This is a genomic window from Propylenella binzhouense, assembly GCF_009866965.1.
Classification (GTDB): Bacteria; Pseudomonadota; Alphaproteobacteria; order Rhizobiales; family Afifellaceae; genus Propylenella; species Propylenella binzhouense.
In genome coordinates this window covers 22,036-46,904 of the sequence record NZ_SPKJ01000024.1, presented here as the reverse complement: position 1 = coordinate 46,904, position 24,869 = coordinate 22,036, and the positions used below count along the sequence as shown (strand labels likewise).

At 69.9% G+C, this 24,869-nt stretch carries 20 protein-coding genes; 12 read left to right on the top strand and 8 right to left on the bottom strand.

From position 1 onward, the window contains the following. Positions 1-133: 133 nt before the first annotated feature. The 5 genes from E4O86_RS09465 to E4O86_RS09445 form a co-directional block, all read right to left on the bottom strand. A complete protein-coding gene (locus tag E4O86_RS09465; RefSeq protein ID WP_161140289.1) occupies positions 134-1,153 on the bottom strand; it encodes a Bug family tripartite tricarboxylate transporter substrate binding protein in 1,020 nt (339 codons plus the stop codon). A gap of 63 nt (positions 1,154-1,216) precedes the next feature. Further along, complete coding sequence (locus E4O86_RS09460) at positions 1,217-1,750, bottom strand: tripartite tricarboxylate transporter TctB family protein (protein WP_161140288.1); 534 nt, start codon at positions 1,748-1,750, stop codon at positions 1,217-1,219. After that, positions 1,747-3,264 (bottom strand): tripartite tricarboxylate transporter permease, encoded by a 1,518-nt coding sequence (locus tag E4O86_RS09455; protein WP_161140287.1) that lies wholly within the window; start codon positions 3,262-3,264, stop codon positions 1,747-1,749. The genes E4O86_RS09460 and E4O86_RS09455 overlap by 4 nt, the downstream gene beginning before the upstream one ends. Before the next feature lie 112 nt (positions 3,265-3,376). Beyond that, positions 3,377-3,655, bottom strand: a complete 279-nt coding sequence (locus E4O86_RS09450; RefSeq protein WP_161140286.1) for a 4Fe-4S dicluster domain-containing protein — start codon at positions 3,653-3,655, stop codon at positions 3,377-3,379. Next, positions 3,639-5,402, bottom strand: coding sequence for an FAD-binding protein (locus E4O86_RS09445; RefSeq protein WP_161140285.1), 1,764 nt, complete (start codon positions 5,400-5,402; stop codon positions 3,639-3,641). The genes E4O86_RS09450 and E4O86_RS09445 overlap by 17 nt, the downstream gene beginning before the upstream one ends. 353 nt (positions 5,403-5,755) lie before the next feature. Between E4O86_RS09445 and E4O86_RS09440 the strand changes: the two genes are divergently transcribed. After that, entirely contained in the window at positions 5,756-6,994 is a 1,239-nt protein-coding gene (locus E4O86_RS09440) for an MFS transporter (protein ID WP_161140284.1), read from the top strand. 185 nt (positions 6,995-7,179) lie between these two features. On the opposite strand, the gene E4O86_RS09435 is transcribed toward E4O86_RS09440, so the two are convergent. Both E4O86_RS09435 and E4O86_RS09430 read right to left on the bottom strand, forming a co-directional pair. Beyond that, complete coding sequence (locus tag E4O86_RS09435) at positions 7,180-7,884, bottom strand: GntR family transcriptional regulator (RefSeq protein ID WP_343039133.1); 705 nt, start codon at positions 7,882-7,884, stop codon at positions 7,180-7,182. 2 nt (positions 7,885-7,886) lie between these two features. Further along, the gene (locus tag E4O86_RS09430; RefSeq protein WP_161140282.1) at positions 7,887-10,838 is read right to left on the bottom strand and encodes an FAD-binding and (Fe-S)-binding domain-containing protein; all 2,952 of its coding nucleotides are present in this window, start codon (positions 10,836-10,838) and stop codon (positions 7,887-7,889) included. 98 nt (positions 10,839-10,936) lie between these two features. On the opposite strand from E4O86_RS09430, the gene E4O86_RS09425 reads away from it, so the two are divergent. The 11 genes from E4O86_RS09425 (at position 10,937) to E4O86_RS09375 (ending at position 23,452) form a co-directional block, all read left to right on the top strand. Continuing rightward, on the top strand, positions 10,937-12,136 hold the full coding sequence (locus E4O86_RS09425; protein ID WP_161140281.1) for a pyridoxal-phosphate-dependent aminotransferase family protein: 1,200 nt from the start codon (positions 10,937-10,939) through the stop codon (positions 12,134-12,136). Positions 12,137-12,196: 60 nt separating this feature from the next. Further along, positions 12,197-13,177 (top strand): TRAP transporter substrate-binding protein, encoded by a 981-nt coding sequence (locus tag E4O86_RS09420; RefSeq protein WP_161140280.1) that lies wholly within the window; start codon positions 12,197-12,199, stop codon positions 13,175-13,177. Positions 13,178-13,248: 71 nt separating this feature from the next. After that, the gene (locus tag E4O86_RS09415; protein ID WP_161140279.1) at positions 13,249-13,839 is read left to right on the top strand and encodes a TRAP transporter small permease; all 591 of its coding nucleotides are present in this window, start codon (positions 13,249-13,251) and stop codon (positions 13,837-13,839) included. Next, positions 13,836-15,119 (top strand): TRAP transporter large permease subunit, encoded by a 1,284-nt coding sequence (locus E4O86_RS09410; protein WP_161140278.1) that lies wholly within the window; start codon positions 13,836-13,838, stop codon positions 15,117-15,119. Before E4O86_RS09415 ends, E4O86_RS09410 begins: the two co-directional genes overlap by 4 nt. 141 nt (positions 15,120-15,260) lie before the next feature. Continuing rightward, positions 15,261-15,548, top strand: a complete 288-nt coding sequence (locus E4O86_RS23790) for a PilZ domain-containing protein (RefSeq protein WP_161140277.1) — start codon at positions 15,261-15,263, stop codon at positions 15,546-15,548. A gap of 187 nt (positions 15,549-15,735) precedes the next feature. Next, positions 15,736-17,082, top strand: coding sequence for a DUF1800 domain-containing protein (locus tag E4O86_RS09400; protein ID WP_161140276.1), 1,347 nt, complete (start codon positions 15,736-15,738; stop codon positions 17,080-17,082). Between the two features lie 3 nt (positions 17,083-17,085). Then, positions 17,086-18,237 carry a DUF1501 domain-containing protein gene (locus E4O86_RS09395; RefSeq protein ID WP_161140275.1) on the top strand — a complete coding sequence of 384 codons (1,152 nt, stop codon included), beginning with the start codon at positions 17,086-17,088 and terminating at the stop codon, positions 18,235-18,237. A gap of 103 nt (positions 18,238-18,340) precedes the next feature. Further along, on the top strand, positions 18,341-19,618 hold the full coding sequence (locus E4O86_RS09390; RefSeq protein ID WP_161140274.1) for a hypothetical protein: 1,278 nt from the start codon (positions 18,341-18,343) through the stop codon (positions 19,616-19,618). Next, complete coding sequence (locus E4O86_RS09385) at positions 19,615-21,015, top strand: cytochrome P450 (RefSeq protein ID WP_161140273.1); 1,401 nt, start codon at positions 19,615-19,617, stop codon at positions 21,013-21,015. The genes E4O86_RS09390 and E4O86_RS09385 overlap by 4 nt, the downstream gene beginning before the upstream one ends. After that, positions 21,005-22,036: a methylmalonyl Co-A mutase-associated GTPase MeaB gene (meaB, locus tag E4O86_RS09380; RefSeq protein WP_161140272.1), complete on the top strand. Its 1,032-nt coding sequence runs from the start codon at positions 21,005-21,007 to the stop codon at positions 22,034-22,036. Before E4O86_RS09385 ends, meaB begins: the two co-directional genes overlap by 11 nt. Before the next feature lie 54 nt (positions 22,037-22,090). Beyond that, on the top strand, positions 22,091-23,452 hold the full coding sequence (locus E4O86_RS09375; RefSeq protein ID WP_161140271.1) for a TIGR03808 family TAT-translocated repetitive protein: 1,362 nt from the start codon (positions 22,091-22,093) through the stop codon (positions 23,450-23,452). A 19-nt stretch (positions 23,453-23,471) separates the two neighbouring features. Here the strand turns inward: E4O86_RS09375 and E4O86_RS09370 are convergent, their stop codons facing one another. Further along, complete coding sequence (locus tag E4O86_RS09370) at positions 23,472-24,734, bottom strand: carboxylate--amine ligase (RefSeq protein ID WP_161140270.1); 1,263 nt, start codon at positions 24,732-24,734, stop codon at positions 23,472-23,474. Positions 24,735-24,869 lie beyond the last annotated feature (135 nt).

Here is a 24,869-nt window from a genome sequence, read left to right as displayed (position 1 = left end):
CGCGCGGAGCGCCCGACCAGCGCGGCCGGCGCCGCCGCCATCGTCGCCGTCTGGCTGGCGGCGGCGGCGCTCCTGCTCTGGGCCTTCTGGCCGGAGCGCGCGGCCTGAGCCCGCTCCGGCCCGGTCGGGCCGGCTACTTGATCTGCGCGAGCGCCTGCTTGAAGGTCGGCGTGAGGTCCTTCGCCGCGGCGAACACCTGCCCGACCGTCTTCTGCTGCTTCTCGCCGGGCGCGAAGACGATGGGCAGGTCCTTGGCGGCCATCTCCTTCACGACCTCCGGATCGGTCAGCGTCTTCTCGATCGCCGCGCGCATCTCCGCGACGGCGGCCTCGTCCATCCCGGGCGGGCCGAAGAAGCCGCGGGAAAGGTTGAGGATGTCGGCGATCGCCTCGACCTGGCCCTTCTTGGTCTCGTCCTTGAGGAGCTCGATCGCGGTCGGCACGTCCGGGGCGACGTCCTGTCGCTCCCGGGTCGCGAACACGATCGGCCGCTTGTCGCCGGCCTGGATCTGCGGGAGCGAGCCGGTCCAGCTCGTCATCTGGCCGTCGGCGTCGCCCTTGATGACGGCGAGCGAGGTGTCCGCCTCGCCCTCGTAGCCCGTCACGATCTTGAGCTCGTAGCCGAGCGCGCTGGCGAGCACGACCATGGTGTAGAAATCCTCGTCGGTGCCCTGGGAGGCGAAGACGAACGGACGGCCGAGATTGCGGATGTCGTCGACCGACTTGATCGGACTGTTGCCGCCGACCAGCATCAGCCTCGGCTCCGCGGCGACGCGGCCGAGATAGACGAATTTCGTCGCGTCGAAGCGGACGCCCGGGCTTTCGGCGATCTGCGCGATGAGCAGGGTCGGGATGTTCGTGAACCCGATCGTCATGCCGTCGGGCTTGGAATTCCAGAGCGCGTTGGTGCCCTTCAGGCTGCCGGCGCCGGGCTGGTTGTCGATCCGGACGTTGTCGGCCCCGAGATTCTTCGCAAGGTGCGGCGCCAGCATCTGGGCATAGCGCGACATCGTTCCCGCCGCCGAGTTCGGCACGATGACGGTGACGTCCTTGCCGTCATAGACCGGCCCGGCCGAAGCCCCCGCGAGCGGCAGCACCGCAAGCAGCGCCGATGCGGCGAGCCCCGCCGCCGCGGATTTCCACTTCCTCAGCATTCCTTCCTCCCAATCTTCTGCCTGCGCCGGGTCATTGCCCGCCCGTGCACGGGGCGCCCCTCCTCAGAAGAGGCCGAAACCAAGGTCGTAGATCCCGGCATTCATGTCGACGCCGAGCCAGAGATCGAAGAGCACGTAGACCGCGGCCGTCCCGGCGAGCGCGTAGAGCAGGCCGAGCGGCACGGAATAGTGCCGGCTGAGCACGAAATAGCCCGCGGTGAACAGGAACATGGCCGGGATCGGCCCGATCACGAGGAACATCCCGACGATGAGGACGAGGAGGCCGAGCGCCCCGAACTCGCGCGCGGCGGTGCGGCGCCGGGCCGGCTCGGCCGATCCGCCCTCGCCCGCCGTCTCCTCCTCGTGGTCGCCCGTCGCCTTGCGCGAGATGAACTCGAGCAGGTCGACTTTCAGGTCCTGCTCGGAGCGAAGGTTCTGCAGCGCGATCTGGGCGATCATGATGAGCGCGCCGATCGCCGCGATCGGGATCGGCACGAGGCGCGCCCGCGGCCCGTAGCCCGTCGAGGCGACGATCGCGGCGATGAAGATGAAGAGGACGAAGAACGCGACGACGTTCTCCTGCATCCGGCGGCTCACGTGGCCCTCCCCGTCTCGGCGAGGGCGAGCTTGCGCAGCTCCCTGTCGCGCTTCCAGTTCCGATAGAACGGCCAGGCCGTCGTCACGACGATGAAGACGAGCATGATCGCGGCGACCGGGCGCTTGAAGATGAACCAGTCGCCGTAGAGCGAGATCGAGAGATGCAGGTTCCGCTCGATCATCACGGCGAGAACCATGCCGATCACGAAGGTCGCCCGGGAATAGCGGTACTTGTCCATGACGTAGCCGATCACGCCGAAGACGGCGGCGACGATCACGTCCGACACCTGGCCGCGCGCGGCATAGGCGCCGATCACGCAGACCGACAGAACGAGCGGGATGATGATGTTGTTGTTGAGGCTCGGCACGCGGGCGAGATAGGGCGAGATGATGAGGCCGATCACCGCGGTCACCATGCTGGCGAGCGCGATCACCCAGACCAGGGTGAAGACCAGGTCGAGATGGTCGGTGAGCATCTTCGGGCCCGGCACCACGCCGAGGCCGATGAAGGCGATGAGCACGATCGCCATGCCTTCGCCGCCCGGAATGCCGAGCGCGAGCGTCGGCAGCAGCCCGCCGCCCTCGTTGGCGCCGAGCGTCGCGTCCGGGCCGATGACGCCCTCGACATTGCCCTTGCCGAAGGTCTCCGGGCTCTTTGAGGTGCGGAGCGCCTGCGCGTAGGCGGCGATGCCGCCGACGCTCGCGCCGATGCCCGGCAGCACGCCGATCCAGAGCCCGAGCAGGCTCGAGCGGAACACCAGGCCCCAGTGGCTGAAGGCGTCGCGCACACCCTGCCAGACCGAGCTCGATTCGGCGGTGAGGTCGCGCTCGACGAGCGCTCCGCCGGTGGCGAAGAGCTTCATCATCTCGGCGATGGCGAAGAGGCCGATCATGGCGACCGGAAACGAGATCCCGTCGAGGAGATAGATGCTTCCGAAGGTGAAGCGCGGGGTCGCCGTCACCAGGTCCATGCCGATGAAGGCGGTCAGGAGCCCCAGACCCGCGGCGGCGAGCCCCTTCAGGATCGAGCCTTCGCTGAAGGTCGCGAGGACGGTCAGGCCCCAGAGCGCGAGCATCAGGAACTCGGCCGGGCCGAGCGCCATCATGACGGGCCGCGTGATCGGGATCGAGACGGCGAGGAAGACGGCGCCGATCACGCCGCCCATGAGCGCGGCGGCGGCCGACGCCCCGAGCGCCCTGCTCGCCTCGCCCTTCTGCGTCATCGGGAAGCCGTCGAAGATCAGCGCGATGCTCTTCGCGGCCCCCGGAACCCGGAACAGGATGCTGGTGACCGAGCTGCCCCAGATCGTCGCGATATGGGCTCCGAGGAGCAGGCCCATGGCCGGCGCGAAATCCATGTCCCAGGTGAAGGGCAGGAGCAGCGCCATCGCGACGATCCCGCCGAGCCCGGGCAGGATGCCGATCACGATTCCGTAGCAGACCCCGATGACCATGAAGCCGAGCGCCTGCGGCGCAGCGAGCGCTGCCAGCCCGGCCCAGATGGCATCAACCATTCCAAGCTCCTCCCTGCGGCCCGCCCTTGGTCTTGTTCTGGCGGTGCCCCCCTCGCCCGCGTCCCCGTCCCGCGGCCTGCCGGCCGCCGCGCGCGGACGCCGGCTCTTCCGATCAGACCACCTTTCCGAGCAGTGTCACAACATCCGTCTGGTTGCGCAGCATGCGCTCCGGGAAGACGACCGTGATGGCGTCGGTCGGACAGGTCGATTCGCAGAGGCCGCAGTACCAGCACTCGTCCGGGTAGGCGACGACCGGCATGGTCTGCTTGTTGTTCTCTTCCTTGTAGATGATGTCGCCCGGGCAGATCCAGTCGCAGAGATTGCAGCGGATGCAGAGCTCCGGATCGATCTGGATCGGGTTGTGCACGGACGGGTCAGAGACCGGCAGCATAAGGCAAGCTCCCCTCAGTCTGCGATTGGGACCGGCGCGCGAAAGAATCGGCGAGCGGCCGGCCGGCGTCGATCGCGCGGACGGACGGACGGCCGTCCGGCCCCTTCTCGACCAGCACGAACTTCCGCCAGTTCTCGTTGTCGGGCTCCGGATGGTCGACGCGGCGATGGGCGGAACGGGTCCGCGTCTCCGTCCGCGCGAGCGCGGCGGTCGCCATGATCTCGGTGTTGAGCCGGATGTTCCTCGATTCCTGCACGCGCATCAGGCCGTGCAGGTCGGAGGCGGCGAGCTCGCCCTCCTTCACGGCGAGAGCGGCGAGCGTTTCGAGCGCGAGGCGCAGGCCCCGCTCGCTGCGGCGCACCCCGACATAGTCGCTGACGGTGCGGCGGATCGTGCCTTCGAACGCCTTCCAGGGCATGCCGCCCGCGCGGCCGAGCGCGGCCTCCGCCTCCGCCCGGATGCGCTCCGCGTCGGCCCAATCGATGTCGGGCCGCGCCCCGTAGGTGGCGCGCATGCGCACGACCGCGCCTTCGCCGGCAATGTGGCCGAGCACGGCGGCGCCGGCGATCCCGCCGGAGACGCTCGCGCAGTCGCCGGCAGCGAAGAGGCCCTCGACGGAGGTCTCGCCGGTCGTATCGACGGCAAGCCCGCTGCCGCGGAAATAGACGCCGCTGCGGCGGATCGAGAGCTCGGAGATGGAGACCTCGATGAGGTCGGTCCGGAAGCTCACGCCCTTCTGGCGGTAGAAGGCCGGCAGCGTGTAGCGGTCCACCTGGAGGGTCTCCTCCATGTGGTCGAGCTCCTCTTCCGGCAGATGGCGGCAGTCGAGGTAGATCGGGCCGTTGCCGAGGAGATATTCGTTGATGACGGCGTCGGCGAGCACGGCGCGGCGGGCGTTCTCGCCCTTCTCGTCGTAGCGGAACATGAACCGCTCGCCGTGCTTGTTCAGGAAATAGGCGCCCATCGAGACGACGGCATTGAGGCCCTGCGCCGAGAAGCCCTTCGGCGTGAGCGTCGCCTCGGTGAACTCCATGTTCGTCAGCGCGGCGCCCGCCCGGAACGCCATCGCCTGGGCATCGCCGGTATTGTAGGGGAAGTGCCAGCTGTCGAAGGCGAGCCCCGAAGCGTTCTCCGAGAGCCGGTTGACGTCGCCGGCGGTGAGGGCGACGGCCTTGGCGCGGATGGCGATCCATTCGCCGGTGCGGAAGTTGAAGGCGAGCGCGCCGTAGGCCCTGTTCTCCTCGACGAGCAGCTGCACGGCCATGGTCCGCATCAGCACGGTCGCCTTGCCGGCGCGGACGTGCTTGCCGATCTTCCGCTTGAAGTCGGTGCCGTCGAAATTGATGTGATAGGCGCCGGGCAGGCCGAACGAGCGGTGGCGCGAGTAATCGCCGGTCCGCGGATCCTTGAAGTCTACCCCCATGCCCTCGATCTTGCGCAGGATGCGGGGCATCTCGTGGATGACGCGGCTCGCCACCGCCATGTCCACGATGCCGTCCGTGAGCTGCGGCAGGTGCCGGAGCAGGAACTCGGGCGTGTCCCATTCGGGCCCGCTCTCCATCACCGTCAGGTAATGGTCGACGCCGCAGCCGACGCTGCCGCAATTGTCGAGCACGCGGCCCTTCTCGCATACCACCACGTCGAGCCCCGCCTCGAGCGCCGGGATGGCCGCCATGCTTCCGGCAACCCCGCCGCCGATGACGAGGAGGTCGGTGTCGATCGTCCGCCAGTCCGCCCGCAAGCTCATTCCTCCGCTCGACTCCAGCGCTCCGCCGACGTGACGGAGGCAATCAGAGCCGGGGCCGGCCTTCCGCTCTCTTCCCCGGCAGCCCGACGTTCCCTCTACGGTTCTTTTTCGTTGAGCCAGGATGATTGTGTGATCGTAATATCGGACATGTCAACGGCCTGTTCGCCGGCGCGCGGCATCTTCCCGGGCCGGACGACCGGCACAACGCCTTTTCCGGCAAAGCATGCACGAACACGCAACCTTGGGATACAAGACGGGCATCTCTCCGGACGCACCCTTTCCAGCGACCCGAGCCTGCGGCAGGAGCTTGCCATGCGCTCCCCACTGATTCCGATGCGACCGAGGGCTCGCCGATGAACGTCCTTTCGGGCTTCCGGCCGATCGCGGCGGTCCTGCGGAACCGGAACTACGGCTTCTACACGGCCGGCAACCTCATCTCCCTGACCGGCACCTGGATGCAGCGCATCGTCACCGGCTGGCTGATGTGGGACCTGACCCAGTCGGGCTTCTGGCTCGGGCTGGTCGCCTTCTCGGACCTGTTCCCGACCGTGATCCTCGGGCCGTTCGCCGGCGCCGTGGCGGACCGGACCGACCGGCTGAGGGTGACGCGGTTCACCCAGTTCCTGTCGATGCTGCAGGCGATCGCCCTCTTCGGGCTGACCGCGACGGACCGGATCACGCCGGCGCTGCTCATCACGCTCACCACCTTCCTCGGCGTCGTAGCGGCCTTCAACCAGCCCGCCCGGCTCGCGCTCATCCCGGCGCTCGTTCCCCGCGCCGACATCTCGACCGCCGTCGCGGTGAACGCGATCGTCTTCAACCTCGCGCGCTTCCTCGGCCCGGCCGCCGCAGGCATCCTGATCTCGACCGGCGGCATCTCGATCGCCTATGCCGTCAACGCGCTGAGCTTCGTCGCCTTCCTGCTGGTCCTCGCGCAGATACGGCTCTCCGCCGAGGAGGAGGTCAAGCCGGCGGGCAAACGATTCCTGCGGGATCTCGCAGACGGCATCCGCTACACCGTCACGCACCAGGGCATCGCGACCGTCCTCATCCTGCTCATCGCCAGCAATGTCGGCTCGCGTCCGCTGCTCGAACTGCTGCCCGGCTTCGCGGCCGAGATCTTCCGGTCCGGCGCCTCGGGCCTCGCGATGCTCACCTCGGCGGTCGGCGGCGGGGCGATCCTCTCGGGCATCTGGCTCGGCGGGCGCTCGGGCGTGCCCGGACTGAGCCGCATCCTGATGTGGAGCACCGCGTTCGTGGCCCTCACCAGCGCGCTCTTCACCGCGACCGACCGGCTCGCGGTCGCGGTGCCGCTGCTGGTCGTCACCGGCTTCGCGATGGCCACCAGCGGCGTGGCGGCGCAGACCCTCATCCAGGTCTCGGTCGACGCTTCCATGCGCGGCCGCGTGCTCGGGATCTACGGGCTGCTCTTCCGCGGCGGCCCGGCGCTCGGCGCCCTCCTGATGGGGGCGGCCTCGGAGCATTTCGGCCTCCGTCTCCCGATCCTCGCCGGCTCCGTCGGCGTCGTGCTCGTCTGGGCCTGGGCGACCGCGAGACGGCGGGCCGCGCTGCGAAGCCTGGACAAGAGCTGACGCCCGCTTCGGGCGCCGCCGCAACCAAGTAACCGCTGCCGCGTTGGCAGGGGCGGCCAACTTGGGAGGCTCCAATGCTCAAGGCGGGAATACTCTGGCTTCTCGGCGTACCGATCTCGGTGATCGTGCTGCTCTACGTCTTCAACATCTTCTGAGAACGCCGGGCGCGGCCCGCACCGGCGCGCTCAGTCCGCCTGCCGGGCGGCGCCGTTCCCGGGCGGCTCCTGCCGCTCGAGCCAGTCCTTCACCGTCGCCAGCTTGCCGGCGAGATGGGCCTTCAGGATCGCCGAAAGGCCGATCCCGTCGCGCCGCTCCAGCGCGGCGAGGATCGCCTGGTGCTCGGCCACGGCCGCCGCCCAGCGCTCGGGCGACATGTTGGCGATGTAGCGCGCCTTCATCAGCCGCCCGGCGAGGCCGCGATACATGGATTTCAGCGTCTCGTTCCGGGTCGCCTCCAGGATCGCCTCGTGGATCGCCTGGTTGAGCCGGAAATAGGGCTCGCGCTCGCCGGCGCGCCAGTGCTCCACCATGCGGGCGTGGAGCGCGCGGATCTCCGCGATCTCCGCGTCGCTGATGTGGCGGCAGGCGATCTCGCCGGAAAGCGCCTCGAGCGCGCCCATCACCGGGAAGACCTCCTCCAGCTCGGCGGCGGTGAGCGCGCTCACGCGCGCCCCGCGATTGGGCCGGAGCGTGACGATCCCCTCCGAGGCGAGGACCTTGAGGGCCTCCCGCAGCGGCGTGCGCGAGACGCCGAAGCGCTCGCAGAGCTCCTTCTCGGGTATCTTTTCGCCCGGCGCCAGCGCACCTTCGGTGATGAGGGCGCGGACGCGCGCGGTGAGTTCGTCGTGCAGCGAGCGGCGCGGGATGAACTCGGCTTCCGGAGCGTTCATGGTCATGCCCTCCCCGCCGCCGCGGCAAGCAAGGACCGTTCCAGCACGCGGGCGACATGGACGGCGGGGCGGCCCGCGCCGTGCTCGATCTGGTAGCGGCAGGAGGTGCCGTCGGCGACGATCAGGGCGTCCGGCTCCGCCTTCCGGACCGCCGGCAGCAGGCCGAGCTCGGCCATGGCCATCGAGATTTCGTACGTCTCGGCCTGATAGCCGAACGCTCCGGCCATGCCGCAGCAGGAGGACGCGATCGTCTTCACCTGCAGATCGGGGACGAGCCTCAGCGCGGTCTCGACGGCGGCCATGGTGCCGAATGCCTTCTGGTGGCAGTGGCCGTGGAGATAGGCGCTTGCGGGGAGCGGCGCGAGCGCAAGGTCGAGCCTGCCCTCCTCCGCCTCGCGCGCGAGGAATTCCTCGAAAAGCAGCGCATGGGCGCCGAGCGTCCTTGCGTCCGGGCCGGGCAGCATGGATCCGAGCTCGTCGCGGAGCGACAGGATGCAGCTCGGCTCGAGCCCGACGACCGGCACGCCGCGGCGCGCGAAGGGGAGCACGGCGGCGACGAGCCGGCGGGCCTCGGCGCGCGCCTCCTCCACGAGCCCGGCGGACAGGAAGGTGCGGCCGCAGCAGAGCGGCCGACCGCTTGCCGGACCGGCGACATGGACCCGGTATCCGCCGGCCTGCAGCACGCCGAGCGCGGCGCGCAGGTTTTCCGGCTCGAACCAGACGTTGAAGGTGTCCGGCAGGAGGACGACCTCGCGGCCGGATTCCGGCCCGAGGCTCTCGCCGATCCGGTCGAACCGGTCGGCGCGCCAGACCGGCAGCGGCCGCCTTGCGGCGAAGCCGGCGATCCGTTCCGAAGCGTGGGGCAAACCCGGAATGCGGTCCCTGAGGTTCATGAGGAGGCGGAGCCTCGAGGCGGCGGGCGCATAGCGGGGCAGCCAGGCGACGAGCCGCTCGCGCAGGCCGATCCCGCGCTCCGCCGCGCGCGCCGCCAGCACCTCGATCTTCATCTTCGCCATGTCGACGCCGGTCGGGCATTCGCGCCGGCAGCCCTTGCAGGAGACGCAAAGCTTCAGCGTCTCCATCATCGCGTCGGAGGCGAAGGCATCCGGGCCGAGCTGGCCGGAAAGGGCGAGCCTCAGGCTGTTCGCCCGGCCGCGGGTGACGTCGCGCTCGTTCCGCGTCACCCGGTAGGACGGGCACATGACGGCGCCCTCGAGCTTCCGGCAGGCGCCGTTGTTGTTGCACATCTCGACGGCGCCCTGGAGGCCGGCCGCCGGCCCGCTCCAGTCCGACCAGTCGAGAACGGGCATCATGCCGGCGGGCTGGTAGCCCGGCCCGTAGCGGAAGAGGCTCCGGTCGTCCATGCGCGGCGCGCGCACGATCTTGCCCGGATTGAGGACGCCGGCCGGGTCGAAGCGGTCCTTCACCGCGCCGAAGATCTCGACCATCCGCCGGCCAAACATCATCTCGTGGAACTCGGAGCGCACGATGCCGTCGCCGTGCTCGCCGGAATGCGAGCCCTTGTAGTCGCGCACCGCCTGGAACGCCTCCTCGGCGATCGCGCGCATCGCCTTCACGTCCTTGTCGAGCTTGAGGTTCAGGACGGGGCGGACATGCAGGCAGCCGACCGAGGCGTGGGCGTACCAGGTGCCGCGCGTGCCGTGCTTCTCGAAGATGGCGGTCAGCCGCTCGGTATAGTCGGCAAGGTGCTCGAGCGGCACCGCGCAATCCTCGACGAAGGAGACCGGCTTCCGCGCATCCTTCATCGACATCATGATGTTGAGGCCGGACTGGCGCACGTCGGTGATCGCGGCCTGCAGCGCGGGCGACTCGATCTCCACCACGCCGCCCCAATGCCGTCCCTCGCGGTCGAAGCCGTAGCCGAGGTCGCCCATCATCTCGCCGAGGCGGGCGAGGCGGCGGCGATTCTCGCCAGGCTCCTCCTCCGCGAACTCGACCAGCAGCACGGCCTCCGGCTCGCCCGTCACGAAGCGCTCCACGGTCGGGCGGAACATCGGGATGTCGCGGGCGAGCTCGATCATGGTGCGGTCGACGAGCTCGACCGCCGTCGGCCCGAGCGTGACGAGGTGCCGGGCCGCGTCCATGGCATCGTAGAAGCGCGCGAAATGGCAGGCGCCGACGAGCTTCGGCGGAAGCAGCGGCGAAAGCTTCAGCTCGATCCGCGTCGAAAGCGCGAGCGTGCCTTCCGAGCCGACGAGGACATGGGAGAGATTGTTCGTGGGCCCGTTCGGCACGAGCGCGTCGACATTGTAGCCGCCGACCCGGCGGATCACCTGCGGAAACCTTGCCTTGATCTCGTCCGCGTTCTCCGCGCCGAGGGCGAGGAGGTCGCGGAAGAGCCCGCCGTCCACACCCGGCTCGTTGCGCAGGATCGTCTCGCGCGGCGCTTCGGCAAATCGGAGCGCGCGCCCGTCGGCGGTCAGCGCGTCGATCGCGATCACGTTGTCGCGCATCATGCCGTATCGGATCGAGCGCGTGCCGCAGGAATTGTTGCCGGCCATGCCGCCGATCGTCGCCCGCGACGAGGTCGACACGTCGACCGGGAACCAGAGGCCGTGCGGCTTCAGGGCGCGGTTGAGCTCGTCGAGAACGATGCCCGGCTCGACTGTGCAGCGGCGCCCGGCGACGTCGAGCTCCAGGATCCGGTCGAAGTGCTTCGAGGTGTCGAGAACGAGCGATTCGTTGACGGTCTGGCCGCATTGCGAGGTGCCGCCGCCGCGCGCCAGCACGGTCACCCCCTCCTCCCGGGCGATCGCGAGGGCTGCCGCGAGGTCCGTCTCGCCCCGGACCGCCGCCACCCCGAGCGGCATCACCTGGTAGAACGACGCGTCCGTCGCGTAGCGCCCGCGCGAAAAGGGATCGAACAGGACCTCGCCCTGAAGCGCGTTGCGGAGCCTGCGCTCGAGCGCGGGGTGGAAGGAGTGAACGGCCATCGGCTCCCCTAGATCGCGCTTGACTCGAATAATGAATTCATAATTCAGTTGCAAGCGATGCAGCGGCGCGCCTGGCGCGGCCGACGACGGAGCTCCCGATGCGCATGCCCGGACGGCACTTCCTGCAGATCCCCGGACCGACCAACGTGCCGGACCGGATCCTGCGGGCCATGGATATGCCGACGATGGATCATCGCAGCCCCGCGTTCGGCGCGCTCGGGCTGCGCGTGCTTGCGGGCATGAAGACGATCTTCAAGTGCTCCGGCCCGGTGTTCATCTATCCCGCTTCCGGCACCGGCGCGTGGGAAGCCGCGCTCGTGAACACGCTCTCGCCCGGCGATGCGGTGCTGATGTACGAGACGGGCCATTTCGCCACGCTCTGGCGCGGGCTCGCTCTCCGGCTCGGGCTCGAGCCGGAGTTCCTGCAGGGCGACTGGCGGACCGGCGTCCACCCGGGCGCGATCGAGGAGCGCCTGAGGGAGGACCGGGAACACCGCATCAAGGCCGTCTGCGTCGTCCACAACGAGACCTCGACCGGCTGCACCGCGTCGATCGCCGAGGTCCGGGCCGCCATCGACGCCGCCGGCCATCCGGCGCTCCTGATGGTCGACACGATCTCCTCGCTCGCCTCGATCGATTTCCGGCAGGACGAATGGGGCGTCGACGTCACCGTTGGCGGCTCGCAGAAGGGCCTGATGCTGCCGCCCGGCCTCTCCTTCAACGCGGTGAGCGCGAAGGCCCTTGCCGCCTCCAGGACGGCGCGGCTGCCGCGGTCCTTCTGGTCGTGGGAGGAGATGCTGCCGGCGAACGAGAAGGGCTTCTTCCCCTACACCCCGGCCACCAACCTCCTCTACGGGCTCGCCGAGGCGATCGACATGCTCCACGAGGAGGGGCTCGACGCCGTCTTCGCGCGGCACGCGCGCCATGCCGAGGCGACGCGCCGCGCGGTCGCCGCCTGGGGCCTCGACGTGTTCTGCCGCGAGCCGCGCAACCATTCCGGCTCGCTGACGGCCGTCCTGATGCCCGAGGGGCACAGCGCCGACCGGTTCCGGCGGATCGTGGCCGAGACCTTCAACATGTCGCTCGGCAACGGCCTCTCCAAGATCGCCGACCGGGTGTTCCGGATCGGGCATCTCGGCGACTTCAACGACCTCATGCTCGCCGGCACGCTTTCCGGCGTGGAGATGGGGCTCGCGCTCGCCGGCGTGCCCCACCGCCGCGGCGGCGTGCAGGCCGCGCTCGATCACCTCGCCGCGACGGCGGGCGCGGGCGACGCTCGCAAGGAGGCCGCCGAATAGGAGTTGAACCAGACCGGCGGAAAGCCGGCGGGACCTGAACCCGAAACGGGAGGAAAGACGATGAGACTCACGCTACGGCTCGCGGGGATCGTGCTCGCCGCGGGCTTCTTCTCACCGGCGCTGGCGCAGACCGAGCTGAAGTTCGGCCATGTCGGCGAGCCGGGCTCGCTCTTCGAGGCATCCGCGAACAAGTTCGCCGAGATCGCGAATGCCAAGCTCGGCGACAAGGCGAAGGTGGTCGTCTACGGGTCGAGCCAGCTCGGCGGCGACGACGAGCTCCTCCAGAAGCTGAAGCTCGGCACGGTCGACTTCGCCCTGCCCTCCACCGTCATGTCCTCCGTCGTTCCGGCCTTCGGCGTCTTCGAGATGCCCTATCTGGTCAAGGACCGGGACCACATGAAGCGCATCGAGCAGGAGATCGTGTGGCCGACGCTCGCCCCCGCGGCCGAGGAGAAGGGCTACAAGATCCTCGCCGTGTGGGAGAACGGCTTCCGGCAGATCACCAACAACAAACACCCGATCAACACGCCGGAGGACCTGCAGGGCATCAAGCTCCGGGTGCCGAAGGGCGTCTGGCGCGTGAAGATGTTCCAGAGCTACGGCGCCAATCCGACCCCGATGGCCTTCTCGGAAGTCTTCGTGGCGCTCCAGACCGGCGTCATCGACGGCCAGGAGAACCCCCTCGCGCAGATCGCGAGTGCCAAGTTCCAGGAGGTGCAGAAGTACCTCTCGATGACCGGCCACGTCTACACGCCGGCCTATGTCGTCGTCGGCAAGAACAAGTTCGGAAAGCTCGATGCCGACGTGCAGAAGGCGCTCGAGGACGCCGCGCGCGAGACGCAGGCCTTCGTCTACGAGAAGGCGGCGGAGCTCGACCGCGACCTCGCGAAGGTCATCGAGGATGCCGGCGTCAAGGTGAACGAGGTCGACAAGGATGCCTTCATCAAGGCCTCGCAGCCCGTCTACGACGAATTCGCCAAGGAGGTGAGCGGCGGCAAGGACCTCATCGACAAGGCGCTCGCGCTCGGCAAGAGCTCGTGAAGCGCCGCTGACGCCCGGATGATCCGCGTGCTCCCGCCCCGGCGGGAGCACTTCCAGCCGCAGGATACCCGATGACGTTCGTCAACTGGGCTTCGCGTGCCCTCGAACTCGTGCTCGAGATCGTCGCCGGCGTGATCGTGGTCGCGCTCACGGCCATCGTCGTCTACGCCGTCGTCACCCGGACGCTCGGCTTCTCGCCGAGCTGGTACGACGAGGTCGCCTCCGTGCTCCTCGCCTGGCTGACCTACTACGCGAGCGCGCTCGCCGCCCTGAAGCGCGGGCATATCGGGTTCGACGGCGTGCTGATGGCGCTTTCGCCAGGACCCCGGCTTGCTCTCGCGGCGCTCGCCGAGATCATCGTCCTCGCCTTCTTCGCGATCCTCGCCTGGACCGGGATGGTCGTCCTCGACGTGCTCGAGGGCTCGACCCTCGTCTCGCTGACCTGGGTTCCGGTCCAGCTCACGCAGTCCGTGATCCCGATCGGCGCGGTGCTCTTCATCGTGGCGGAGCTCCTGTCGATGCCCGGCTACTTCGCCAAGCTCAGGGCCGGGATCTCGGTCGAGCACGAGGAGGTCGAGCATGCCGTCGCGACCGCCAGGGAAGAGTACGGCGCGGATGTCGAAGCGCTCCTGCGCGGCCAGGCCGGGAGGGCGCGGCCGTGACGCTCGCCTTGATGCTCCTCGGACTGTTCGCCCTCATCATGATCAACGTGCCGATCGCCGTCGCGCTCGGCGCCGTCGCCGTGGTGGCGATGGTGGCGACGCAGGGCCTCGACATCCTCCCGAATGTCGCGCTGGTCATGTATGACGGGTCGCGCAGCTTCCCGCTGCTGGCGATCCCGCTCTTCATCCTCGCCGGCGCGATCATGAACGCGTCCGGCATCTCGCGGCGGCTGATCGCCTTCGCCTCGGCCCTCTTCGGCTTCGTCCGCGGCGGCCTGGCGATGATCAATATCGGCGTCTCGATGTTCTTCGCCGAGATCTCCGGATCGGCGGTGGCCGACGTCGCCGCGGTCGGGACGATCCTCATCCCCTCGATGCAGAAGCGCGGCTATCCGCGCGCCTTCGCGGCCGCCGTCACCTCCTCGGCGGCCTCGCTCGCGATCATCATCCCGCCCTCCATCCCGATGATCCTCTACGGCGTGATGGCGAACGCCTCGATCGTTCAGCTCTTCGTGGCAGGCATCGTTCCGGGCGTCATCGGCGGCTTCTCGATGATGCTGCTCTGCTACTATTTCGCCCGGCGCTACGGCTGGCCGGTCGAGGAGATCTTCAACCTCCGGCGCGTCTGGCGGACCTTCAAGGAGGCGATCTGGGCCTTCGTGATGCCGGTCATCATCCTCGGCTCGATCTTCGGCGGCTTCGTCACCGCGACGGAGGGCGCGGGCCTCGCGGTCGTGGCCGCGCTCCTGATCGGCGGCGTCGTCTACCGCGAGCTCGACCTCCGCTTCCTGCGCCAGGCGATCCTCGACGGCGCCGTCCAGACCGCCGTCGTCATGCTCCTCGTCGCGGCCTCCGCGCTTGTCGGCGTCTACCTGACGGAGATGCGGCTGCCGCAGCAGCTCGCGCAGGCGATCCTCGGGATGACCGAGAACAAATACGTCATCCTCGCGCTCCTCAACCTCTTCTTCCTGGTGATCGGCTTCTTCCTGCATTCCGCCGCGGCGATCATCCTGGTCATCCCGATCGTCATCCCGCTCATCACCGCGGTCGGGATCGATCCGGTCCATTTCGGCCTCATCGTCACGCTGAACCTCGCGATCGGGCAGCAGACGCCGCCGGTCGCGAGCGTCCTCATCACCGCCTGCTCCATCGCCAAGGCCGACATCTGGGAGGTATCGCGGGTGAACGTCTGGTTCATCGCGGTGCTGACCGCGGTGCTGCTGCTCGTGACCTACGTGCCGATCGTGCCGATGGGGCTCGTGGACTATTTCTACCGGTAGCGGCAGGAGGACGGGCCCGGGCGCGTCGCCGGCGCGCACGGCGCTGGAATTTCATCGATTTTGCCGTCCGTTAACCCCTCCGGATCAGGATCGCCCCGCACGGTTCGGGCCCGCGCGCTCGTGGCGGCAGGAGGTTTCGACGTGAACGGACGCGAAGACGCGAACGGACGGGAGGAGGAGCGGCACCGCACGCTGAAGGCCGGACGGATCGTCCTTTCCGACCGGCTGGTGCTGGACTGCCTGATCCGCGACATGAGCGGCCACGGCGCGCGGCTCAAGTTCGGCGCCTTCACGCAGCTTCCTTCCGCCTTCGAAATCTTCATCCCGGGCGAGCGCCGCATCGTTCCGGCCGAGCTCGCCTGGCAGAACGGGCTGGAGGCCGGCGTGCGCTTCACGGGCGAGGGCCGGCCGCAGACACGCGATCTCTGAGCCGCGAAGCCGGCCCGGCGGACGGCCGGAGGCTCCCTGGCGGACAGGGCTGCCGGCCCGCCGCCGCAAACGGCTCCCGGGCGCCGGCCACGACCACATTTCGGCCAAACAGCATTGCTTTGCTGCGCTGCGGAATGGTCCGCGTGCCGGGGGGCCAGACTGCGCGCCCGGAGAGTGGGAGCCGCTCATGGTGAGCATGCCCGATGTCGCCGCGATCCGATTCGGCTACGGCCTTTCGCCCGGCGTCGTGCCGCCGCCGGGCGCGGCCTCGCTGATGCGGCAGCTCGCGGACGCCGAGCCCGTTCCGGAAGCGCTCGCCGGCATGAGGAGCCCGGAGCGCATCCTCGCCTTCATCCGCGAGGTGCAGGGCCAGAAGGACAATCCGGAAGCGCAGATGGCCGCGCGCCTCAAGCTGACCGCCGCGCGCACGGAAGAGCAGCATACCTACGTCACCGCCGTCGTGGAGAGCCCCTCCCCGTTCTTCGAGCGGCTGGTCGCGTTCTGGACCAACCACTTCACGGTGAGCGCGAAGGTGCCGCTTGCCGGCTGGGTCGGCCCCTACCAGGTCGAGGCGATCCGCCCCCACGTCAAGGGCTCCTTCGCCGACATGCTGGTGGCGACCAGCCTGCACCCGATCATGATGTACTACCTGAACCAGGTGACCTCGATCGGACCGAACTCGCGGGCGGGACGCAGGACCGGCCGCGGCTACAACGAGAACCTCGCCCGCGAGATTCTCGAGCTGCACAGCCTCGGCGTGGAGGGCGGCTACAACCAGAACGACGTCGTGCAGCTCGCGCTCGTCCTGAGCGGCTGGACCGTGGCACGGGACACGGGCCTCGCCCGCTTCGCGATCGCGGCGGCCGAGCCCGGACCGAAGACCGTTCTCGGCAAGACCTATTCCGGACCGGAAGCCTCGCCGGAGGATGCCGAGACGGCGCTCCGCGACATAGCGCGGCATCCCGCGACCGCCCGCTTCGTCGCGACCAAGCTCGCGCGGCATTTCGTAGCCGACGACCCGCCCGAGCAGACGGTCGCCGCCCTCGAGAAGGCGTTCATCGAGCATGACGGCGCGCTCATGCCGGTCTACGAGGCGCTCGTCGGGTTGGAGGAGGCCTGGACCGCCTTCGGCTCGAAGGTGAAGTCGCCCTTCGACCTGGTCATCTCCACGCTGAGGGCGCTCGACCCGGATCCTGCGAAGCTCGCCGACCCGGTTCCGGACGGGCCGCGCGACAATCCCTGGACGGTCGCCGGGATGCGCAGCATGCTGCAGCCGCTCTGGATGGCGAGCCAGCCGGACGGCTGGCCGGACACCAACGCGCAATGGCTGAACGGCCTGATGCTGACGACACGCCTCAACTGGCTGCTCTATGCGGCCCACCAGCTCGGCCGCAACCGGGACCCGGTGACCTTCGCCAAGGAGACGCTCGGATCGTCGGCTTCCGACGAGATGCTGCGCGTGATCGCGACCGCGCCGACGCGGGAGCAGGGCATCTTCCTCGCCCTCGCCAGCCCTGCCTTCAACAGGAGATAGGCCATGATCACACGCAGGACCGTGCTCGGTGGCCTGTTCGGATGCGGGATCACCGTCGCCTCGCCGAAGCTGACGCTCGCCCAGGCGGCGACCGACAACCGGCTGGTCGTGATCATCCTCCGCGGCGCGATGGATTCGCTCGAGGCGATCCAGCCCTACGGCGACCCGGCCTTCCATGCCTTGCGCGGCGACCGCGCGCGCACGCCGGACAACGGGCTGATCGACCTCGACGGACATTTCGGCGTGCGCGAGGAACTCGCGGATCTCGCCGCCCTCTACCGGAAGGGCGAGATGGCGATCGTGCATTCGGTATCGACCCCCTACCGCAGCCGGTCGCATTTCGAGGGGCAGGACATTCTCGAGACCGGCGGCGAGGGGCGGCCCGAGAACGACGGCTGGCTGAACCGGCTCCTGACCAAGCTCCCGGAGGGCCAGGCGACCGCGCTCGACGTCTCCGATCTGCCCTCGCTGATCCTCAGCGGGGAGGCGCCGGTCCGAAGCTGGCGCCCCAACACGCGGGTCTCGACCGTCCAGGAGAACGCGCGCTGGCTGCAGGCGCTCTACCACGACGACGCGACCTTCTCCGGAGCCTTCGCGGAGGCGATGGCGGCGGCGGACGATGAAGGCGGAAGCGAGGAGGCGGACCGGGTCAGGGGCCTGCAGGCGCTTGCCGACCTCGCCGGGCGCGCGCTCGCCGATTCGTCGCGGATCGCCGTCTTCTCGCTGCCGGCATGGGACACCCATATCGGCCAGGACGTCACCATCCGCGCGCCGCTGAAGAGCCTCAACGTCGCCGTCACGGCCCTGCGCGACAGGCTCGGCCCCGATTGGGCGCGCACCACGGTGGTGGCCGTCAGCGAGTTCGGGCGGACGGTCCGCCTCAACGGCAATCTGGGGACCGACCACGGCACCGGCGGCGCCATGATCGTCGCCGGCGGTGCGATTGCCGGCGGCGCGGGCGGCAAAGTTCTGACGACGCGCTGGCCCGGGCTCGCCGAGGGCAATCTTCTCGACGACCGCGACCTGATGCCGACGGACGACGTCAGGCGCTATCTCGGCTGGCTGATCCGGGACATGTTCGAAGTGAGCCCGCAGGTGGTCGCGGAGACCGTGTTCCCCGGCGTCGAGCTCGGGAGCCCCGTGCGCTTCCTGTAGGAACGGCGCCGGACCACCTGCCCTGTCCGCCGGAGCGGCGCCCCACCCGGCTTTGTGAGCGTGTGCCGTTCTGGTAAGCGAAGGGCATGATGCCGCCCTTCCCGTGCCGGTCGCAATGAACGAGCGCGCCGTCGTCGCCCCGGACCGCGATCCGGACAGCGCCGAGACGACGCTTGCCCGCGTCCGGCGGCGGCACGTTCTCTATCTGAGCGGGTTCGATCCGCGCGGACCCGCCTTCTATCACCGGCTGTACCGATCCGAAGCCGCGCGACGCGCGGAAGCCACCGGCGAGCGGATCGAGGTCGGACGAAGGAAGACGACGGACCCGCTGGTCCAGACCTGGACGGTCAAGGCCGAGATCGGCGGGATGCCGACGGAGACCCGCTACGACTTCCTGCGCTGGGACGACATCATACGGGCGCACTGGCCGCGCAGCCAGGTCCGGATCTGGCTCGATTCCCTCTGGGCCTACTGGACGATGATGCGCACGGGCGTCATCGGCCGCTCGGGCAGGATCAGCTGGCCGCTCGCGATCACAGGCTCGCTCGCGGCCCTCTACATCCTGCTCCAGGTCGCGCTGGCCGTGCTCGCAGCCTGGTGCATCTGGACGGCACTCGCCGCCTTCGGGACGCCCGAACCTCTGCGGTGGGCCGCCTCGCTCGCCGCGGTGGCGGCCGTGCTCGTGCTCGGACACCGCTACGAGAAGCGGCTCAACGTCTACTGGCTCGGCCGCATCTACGCGTTCACGGTGCGCGATGCACGGGACCGGGTGGCCGGGCTGGAGGACCGCCGGGACGCCTTCGCGCGAATGATCGTGGAGGCGGTGAATTCCGGCGACGCCGACGAGGTGCTCGTCGTCGGGCACAGCCTCGGCACGCCGCTCGCCGTTTCGGCCGCGGCCCGAGCCTTGCGGATCGATCCCGGCATCGCCGGGAAGGACACCCGGCTGGCGGTGCTCACGCTCGGCACGACGGTCTCCATGCTGAGCCTGATGCCGGAAGCCGAGCGGTTCCGCCGCGAGGTCCGCGAGCTCGCATCGAGCGACGTGCCCTGGCTCGACTTTTCCGCGCCGACCGACGGCGCCTGCTACGCGATGGTCGATCCGGTGCGGATCTTCGATCCCTCCTTCGTCCGGCCGGACGGGCGCGAAGCCTGGCCGAAGCTCCTCAACATGCGGATGGCCGAGATCATCGAGGCGAAGACCTATGCGCGCATCAAGCGCGACTGGGCGCGCATGCATTTCCAGTATCTGATGGCGGGCGACCGGCGGGGCGAGTACGACTTCTTCGCGATCACGGCCGGCCCGCTGACGCTGCCGGGGCGGTACGCGCACCGGCAGGGGGTCAAGGACTATGCCGGGCTGAAGCTCTTCCGCCGATGACCGAGTTCTGCCCGCCCAAGCCGCCGGCCCAGGAAAGGAAGCTCTCGCTCCTGGCGCGCCTCGGCAAGGTCCGCCATTCGGCGCTTTCCGTCGTCTACGAGCGCAGCTACGGGATGCGCATGGGCCGGATCTGGACGCCGCTCCGCAGCGTCTACTTCGTCAATGAGGCCGAGCTCATAGACCGCGTCCTCGTCACCGACGCCGAGCATTTCCCGAAGAGCGACTCGATGGGCAGGATGCTCGATTCGCTGATCGGGAACGGCATCTTCATCGCCAACGGCGAGGCCTGGCGAAGGCAGCGCCGGATGCTGAACCCCGCCTTCGAGGCCGCACGCGTGCAGGACGTCTTCACGCTCATGCGCGACGCGGTCGACGCGATGGCCGACAGGCTTGGCCGTGCCGCGCCGGGAGAGCCGGTCGCGATCGACGTCGAGACCACGCACGTGACCGCCGACATCATCTTCCGGACGATCTTCTCGCGTCCGTTCCAGCGGCACGAGGCCGAGCTCATCTTCCGCTCGTTCGGAAAGTTCCAGGAACTCGCCTATGTCCAGGGCCTCTGGGCGATGGCGGGGCTGCCGGCGCTGATCTTCCCGGGCTATTGGCGCGCCGCCCGCGCCGGCCGCGTGATCCGCAGGCTGCTGGAGCAGGCGATCGACGAGCGCCTTGCCGCAAGGGCGGCCGGCGCTCCGGTGCCCGGGCGCGACATCCTGGCCTCCCTCCTCGATGCGCAGGATCCGGAGACCGGCAAGCGGTTCAGCCGCAGGGAGCTCGTCGACGAGGTCGGTGTGCTGTTCCTGGCCGGCCACGAGACCTCGGCCTCGGCGCTCGCCTGGGCGCTCTACCTGATCGCCATGCGGCCGGACGTGCAGGACAGGCTCCATCGCGAGGCCGCCGCCGCCTTCGGCGACCGCAAGCCGGAATTTTCCGACATGCGGAAGCTGCGCTTCGCGCGCGACGTCTTCCGCGAGACGCTCCGGCTCTATCCACCCGTCTATCTCTACGGGCGCGACGCGACGCGCCGCGAGACGATGCGGGACAAGGTCCTGCCGCCGCGCTCCGTCGTCATGATCGCGCCCTGGATGCTGCACCGGCACCGGCGGCTCTGGGACCGGCCCGACGTGTTCGATCCGGACCGGTTCCAGCGGGCGGAGACGAAGGAATCGGTGCGCTGCGCCTATCTTCCCTTCAGCGCCGGACCGCGCGTCTGCCTCGGCGCGTCCTTCGCCATGCAGGAGGCGGTGCTGATCATCGCCGCGCTCTGCCGCGACTTCCGCTTCGCGCCCGTCGAAGGCCATGTGCCGGAGCCGATCGGGCGGCTGACGCTCCGCTCCGCGAACGGCATAAGGCTCACCGTGAGGCGCCGGGACGGAGCGGCGGCGACCGATGCGGGATAGGCGCGATCCGGCCGGGCCGGCCCCGACCGGACCCGATGTCGGCGCGCTTGCGGAAGGCGTGGCGGCCGGTTCGCGTGCCGCGCTCGCACGCGCGATCACCCTCGTCGAATCGCGCCGCGCGGACCACAGGATCGCGGCAGCATCGCTCCTCGAGCGGCTGCTCCCCCGGACGGGGCAGGCTGTCCGCATCGGCCTGACCGGCGTGCCGGGGGTCGGCAAGTCCACGCTCGTCGAAGCCTTCGGCACCATGCTGACCGGCGCCGGCCACCGCCTGGCCGTGCTCGCGGTCGATCCCTCCTCGCGCCGGACCGGCGGCTCGATCCTCGGCGACAAAACGCGGATGGCGAAGCTCGCCGTCGACCCGAACGCCTTCATCCGCCCTTCGCCCGCGGCCGGCACGCTCGGCGGCGTCGCGAGCAAGACCCGCGAGGCGCTTCTCCTCTGCGAGGCCGCGGGCTTCGACGTCGTGGTGGTGGAGACAGTCGGGGTCGGCCAGTCCGAGACCGTGGTCGCCGACATGGTCGACGTGTTCGTGGCGCTCATGCTCCCGGGCGCCGGCGACGAGCTGCAGGGCATCAAGAAGGGCCTCCTGGAGCTCGCCGACCTCATCGCCATCAACAAGGCGGAGGGCGAGAACGCCGCGCGCGCCGGTGCGGCCGCCGCCGAGTACCGGGCGGCACTCCGCATCCTGTTCTCCCGGACCGGCGAGGCGCCGCCGGTCCTCACCTTGTCCGGCCTCGCGGGCATCGGCATCGAGGCGTTCTGGGCGGCGATCCGGGACATCGCCGCGCGCCGGCGCGCCGACGGCTCGCTCGCGGCACGCCGCGCCGAGCAGTCCGTGCGCTGGTTCCGAAGCCTTCTCGACGAGCGGATGCGGCAGGCGCTCGTCCCGCCCGCGCAGAGGGCGGCGCTCCGCGGGCTCGAGCAGGCGGTGGCGGACGGACGCACGACCGCGCCGGCCGCAGTCGAGGAGGCGGTCGCCTCCCTGCTCGGCGCGCGCGGGCAGAACCGCGGCGGTTAACGATGTCCTAATCCGGCGCATGCATCCGCGCGCCGGATGCGGCATCACACGGCAATGTCCGTTCATCTCAGCCGACGCGCGCTCGTCGCCGGATTGTGCCTCGGTCCCGCGGCGGCGGGCGCGAGCAGCGCCGGCTCGAGGATCGCCGACATCAGGGGCACGTTCGACCCCGGCGAGGCCGTCAGGCCCAATGCCGGCCGCGACCAGAGCGCGGCGCTGCGCGACGCGCTGGTGCGGGCGGAGGCCACCGGCCGGCCGGTCTTCATGCCGCCGGGCCGCTACGAGATCGCCGAGATCGACCTCACCCCGAGCGCCCACATCATCGGCATTCCGGGCGAGACCCGGCTGGTGTTCGGCGGCGGCCGCCACATGCTCAGGGCCGCGCATACCAGGCGATGCCGGCTGCAGGGGCTTTCGATCGAAGGCGGCGACCGGCCGCTCGGCGGCGACGTGAAGGCGCTCGTCGACTGCCGGGACGTGGGCGACCTCGCCATCGACGATTGCGACGTCGCGGCGAGCGCCGGCGCGGGCATAGCGCTGACGGGCTGCGCCGGGCGCATCGAGGGCACGCGCGTCGGCGCGGTGCGCGCCGCCGGGATCGACCTCGTCGATTCGCGCGGCCTCACCGTCGCCGGCAACGTCGTCGCCGATTGCGGCGACGGCGGCATCCTCGTCCAGCGGCTCGATGCGGGGGCGGACGACACGATCGTGCGCGGCAACCGGGTGAGCCGGATCCGCGCCCGGTCCGGCGGCACCGGCCAGCATGGCAACGGCATCAACCTCGCCAAGGCGAACGGCGTCGTCGTCGCCGACAACCGCGTCGACGATTGCGACTTCTCCGCAATCCGCTGCTTCTCGTCCGACAACCTGCAGGTCACCGGCAACATCCTGACCCGCTCCGGCGAGACCGCGCTCTATGTCGAATTCGCCTTCGAGGGCGCGATCGTCGCGAACAATCTCGTGGACGATGCCGCCGTCGGCATCTCGTTCGCGAACTTCCTCGAATATGGCGGCAGGCTCGGGACCTGCTCGGGCAACGTCGTCCGCAACATCCGCGGCCACACGCGGCTGCCGAACGGCGGCGAGCCATCCGGGGCGGGAATTTCGGCAGAAGCCGACATGGCGATCACCGGCAATGTGGTCGAGAACGCCTGGCTCGGGCTGCAGCTCGGCTGGGGGCCCTATCTCCGCGACGTGACCGCGACCGGCAACACGATCCGGCGCGTGCGGATCGGCATCGCCGTCAGCGTCGTGGAAGGCGCCGGCGCGGCGCTCGTCGCGAACAATCTCGTCTCCGGGGCGACGCAGGGCGGCATTCTCGGCATGCGCTGGGCCGATGCGGTCACGCCCGATCTCGCTGCGGCGGCGGCCGGCGCCTTCCCCCACCTCACGATCGCGGCCAACCGGGTGAGCTGAGGCCACCCGGCCGGCCCGTTCACTCGCGCGGCGCGGAGAGCGTGTCCGGCGGGGCGGCGCGGAAGCGCATGCCGAACCGGTTTGCGATTGCCGCCGGCGCGCGCCGCGTCAGGACCCGGTAGCAGACGAGCGGAAGCTCCATCACGGCCGGGAGCGGATCGTCCCAGGCGAAGACCGCGGGCTCGACGCGCCCGCGATAGCTGCCGAGCCAATCGCCGAGGCGCGTCCACCCGGCCGCCACTTCGTAGAGGCCGGCGGCGATGTCGCGCGGCACGTGCACCCAGCTCGTCCCGGCAATCCCCTGCGCCGGCTCGACCGGGAGCCCGACCCCGAGCTGCCAGGCGAGATAGGCGAAATCCACGCCCGCCGCGGCGCCGAGCGAGAGCCAGTTCCAGATCCGCGCATTGACGTCGAGCAGCTTGAAGCGCGCGTCGCGCCCGTCGCGCTTGAACTCGATCTCGACCAGCCCGTGATAGCCGAGCGGGCGGAGGAACCGCTCGGCCGCGGCCGTCACCTCCGGCTCCTCCGCCGAGCGGACGAGCGTGCTCGTGTAGCCGAACTCGATCGGATATTGCCGGCGGCGCACCGCGACCATGGAGGCGACCGGCGCGCCGTTCCGCCAGAGGCCCGCATAGGAGAACTGCGTCGAACCGTCGCCCGGGACGAGCTCCTGGACGACGATCGCCTCCGGGCCGACGAGCGCGACCGCCTTGTCGTAGAGGGAGAGCAGCCGCTCGCGGTCGTCCGCCCGCCACGCCTTGGCGAGCGTGAAGGCGTTCCGGACCTCCCGCTTCCTCGGCTTCAGGATGGCCGGGAACCGGCAGGGCAGCCCCTCGATCTCGCTCCGGTCGCGCGGATAGAAGCTCCGCGGAAAGTCGAGGCCCGCGGCGGCGGCGCGCGCATAGGTGAGCTGCTTGTCGTAGGCCCAGCGCATGATGTCCCAGGGGCGGGTCACCAGCCGGAACGCCGTCGAGAGGCGCGCGTGGTGCTCCGCGACGAAGCGCATCTCCGCGTCGCCGCCCGGGATCACGACCCAGCCCCGGAGCTTCTCGCGCGCGGCAAGGCCGAGCAGGAAGGCCTCCGCCGCCGGATCCTCCGGGCCGGGCCAGGAGGCGAAGCGCACCACGTAGCGCGAGAATCGCGGCAGCACGTTGTCGTGGGTCAGGAAGGCCACGGGAATGCCGCGCCGCCCGAGCGACCGCGCGGCCGCGAGACTTCCGAGCGCCCCGCCGAGCACAATTGCACCCGGCAGGTCGCGGCCTGCCGGTTCCCGTATCGCCATGTCTTCAGTCCGTCCGGATCGCCGAAGCCGTATACTAGTCCGGCATGGCGAGCGTACGGCGCTGGCAAACAGTGCGTCTACGGATCCGCTCGGATTCTACTTAATTGAATGTTTCCGCAACGCGCCGCCGGGCGG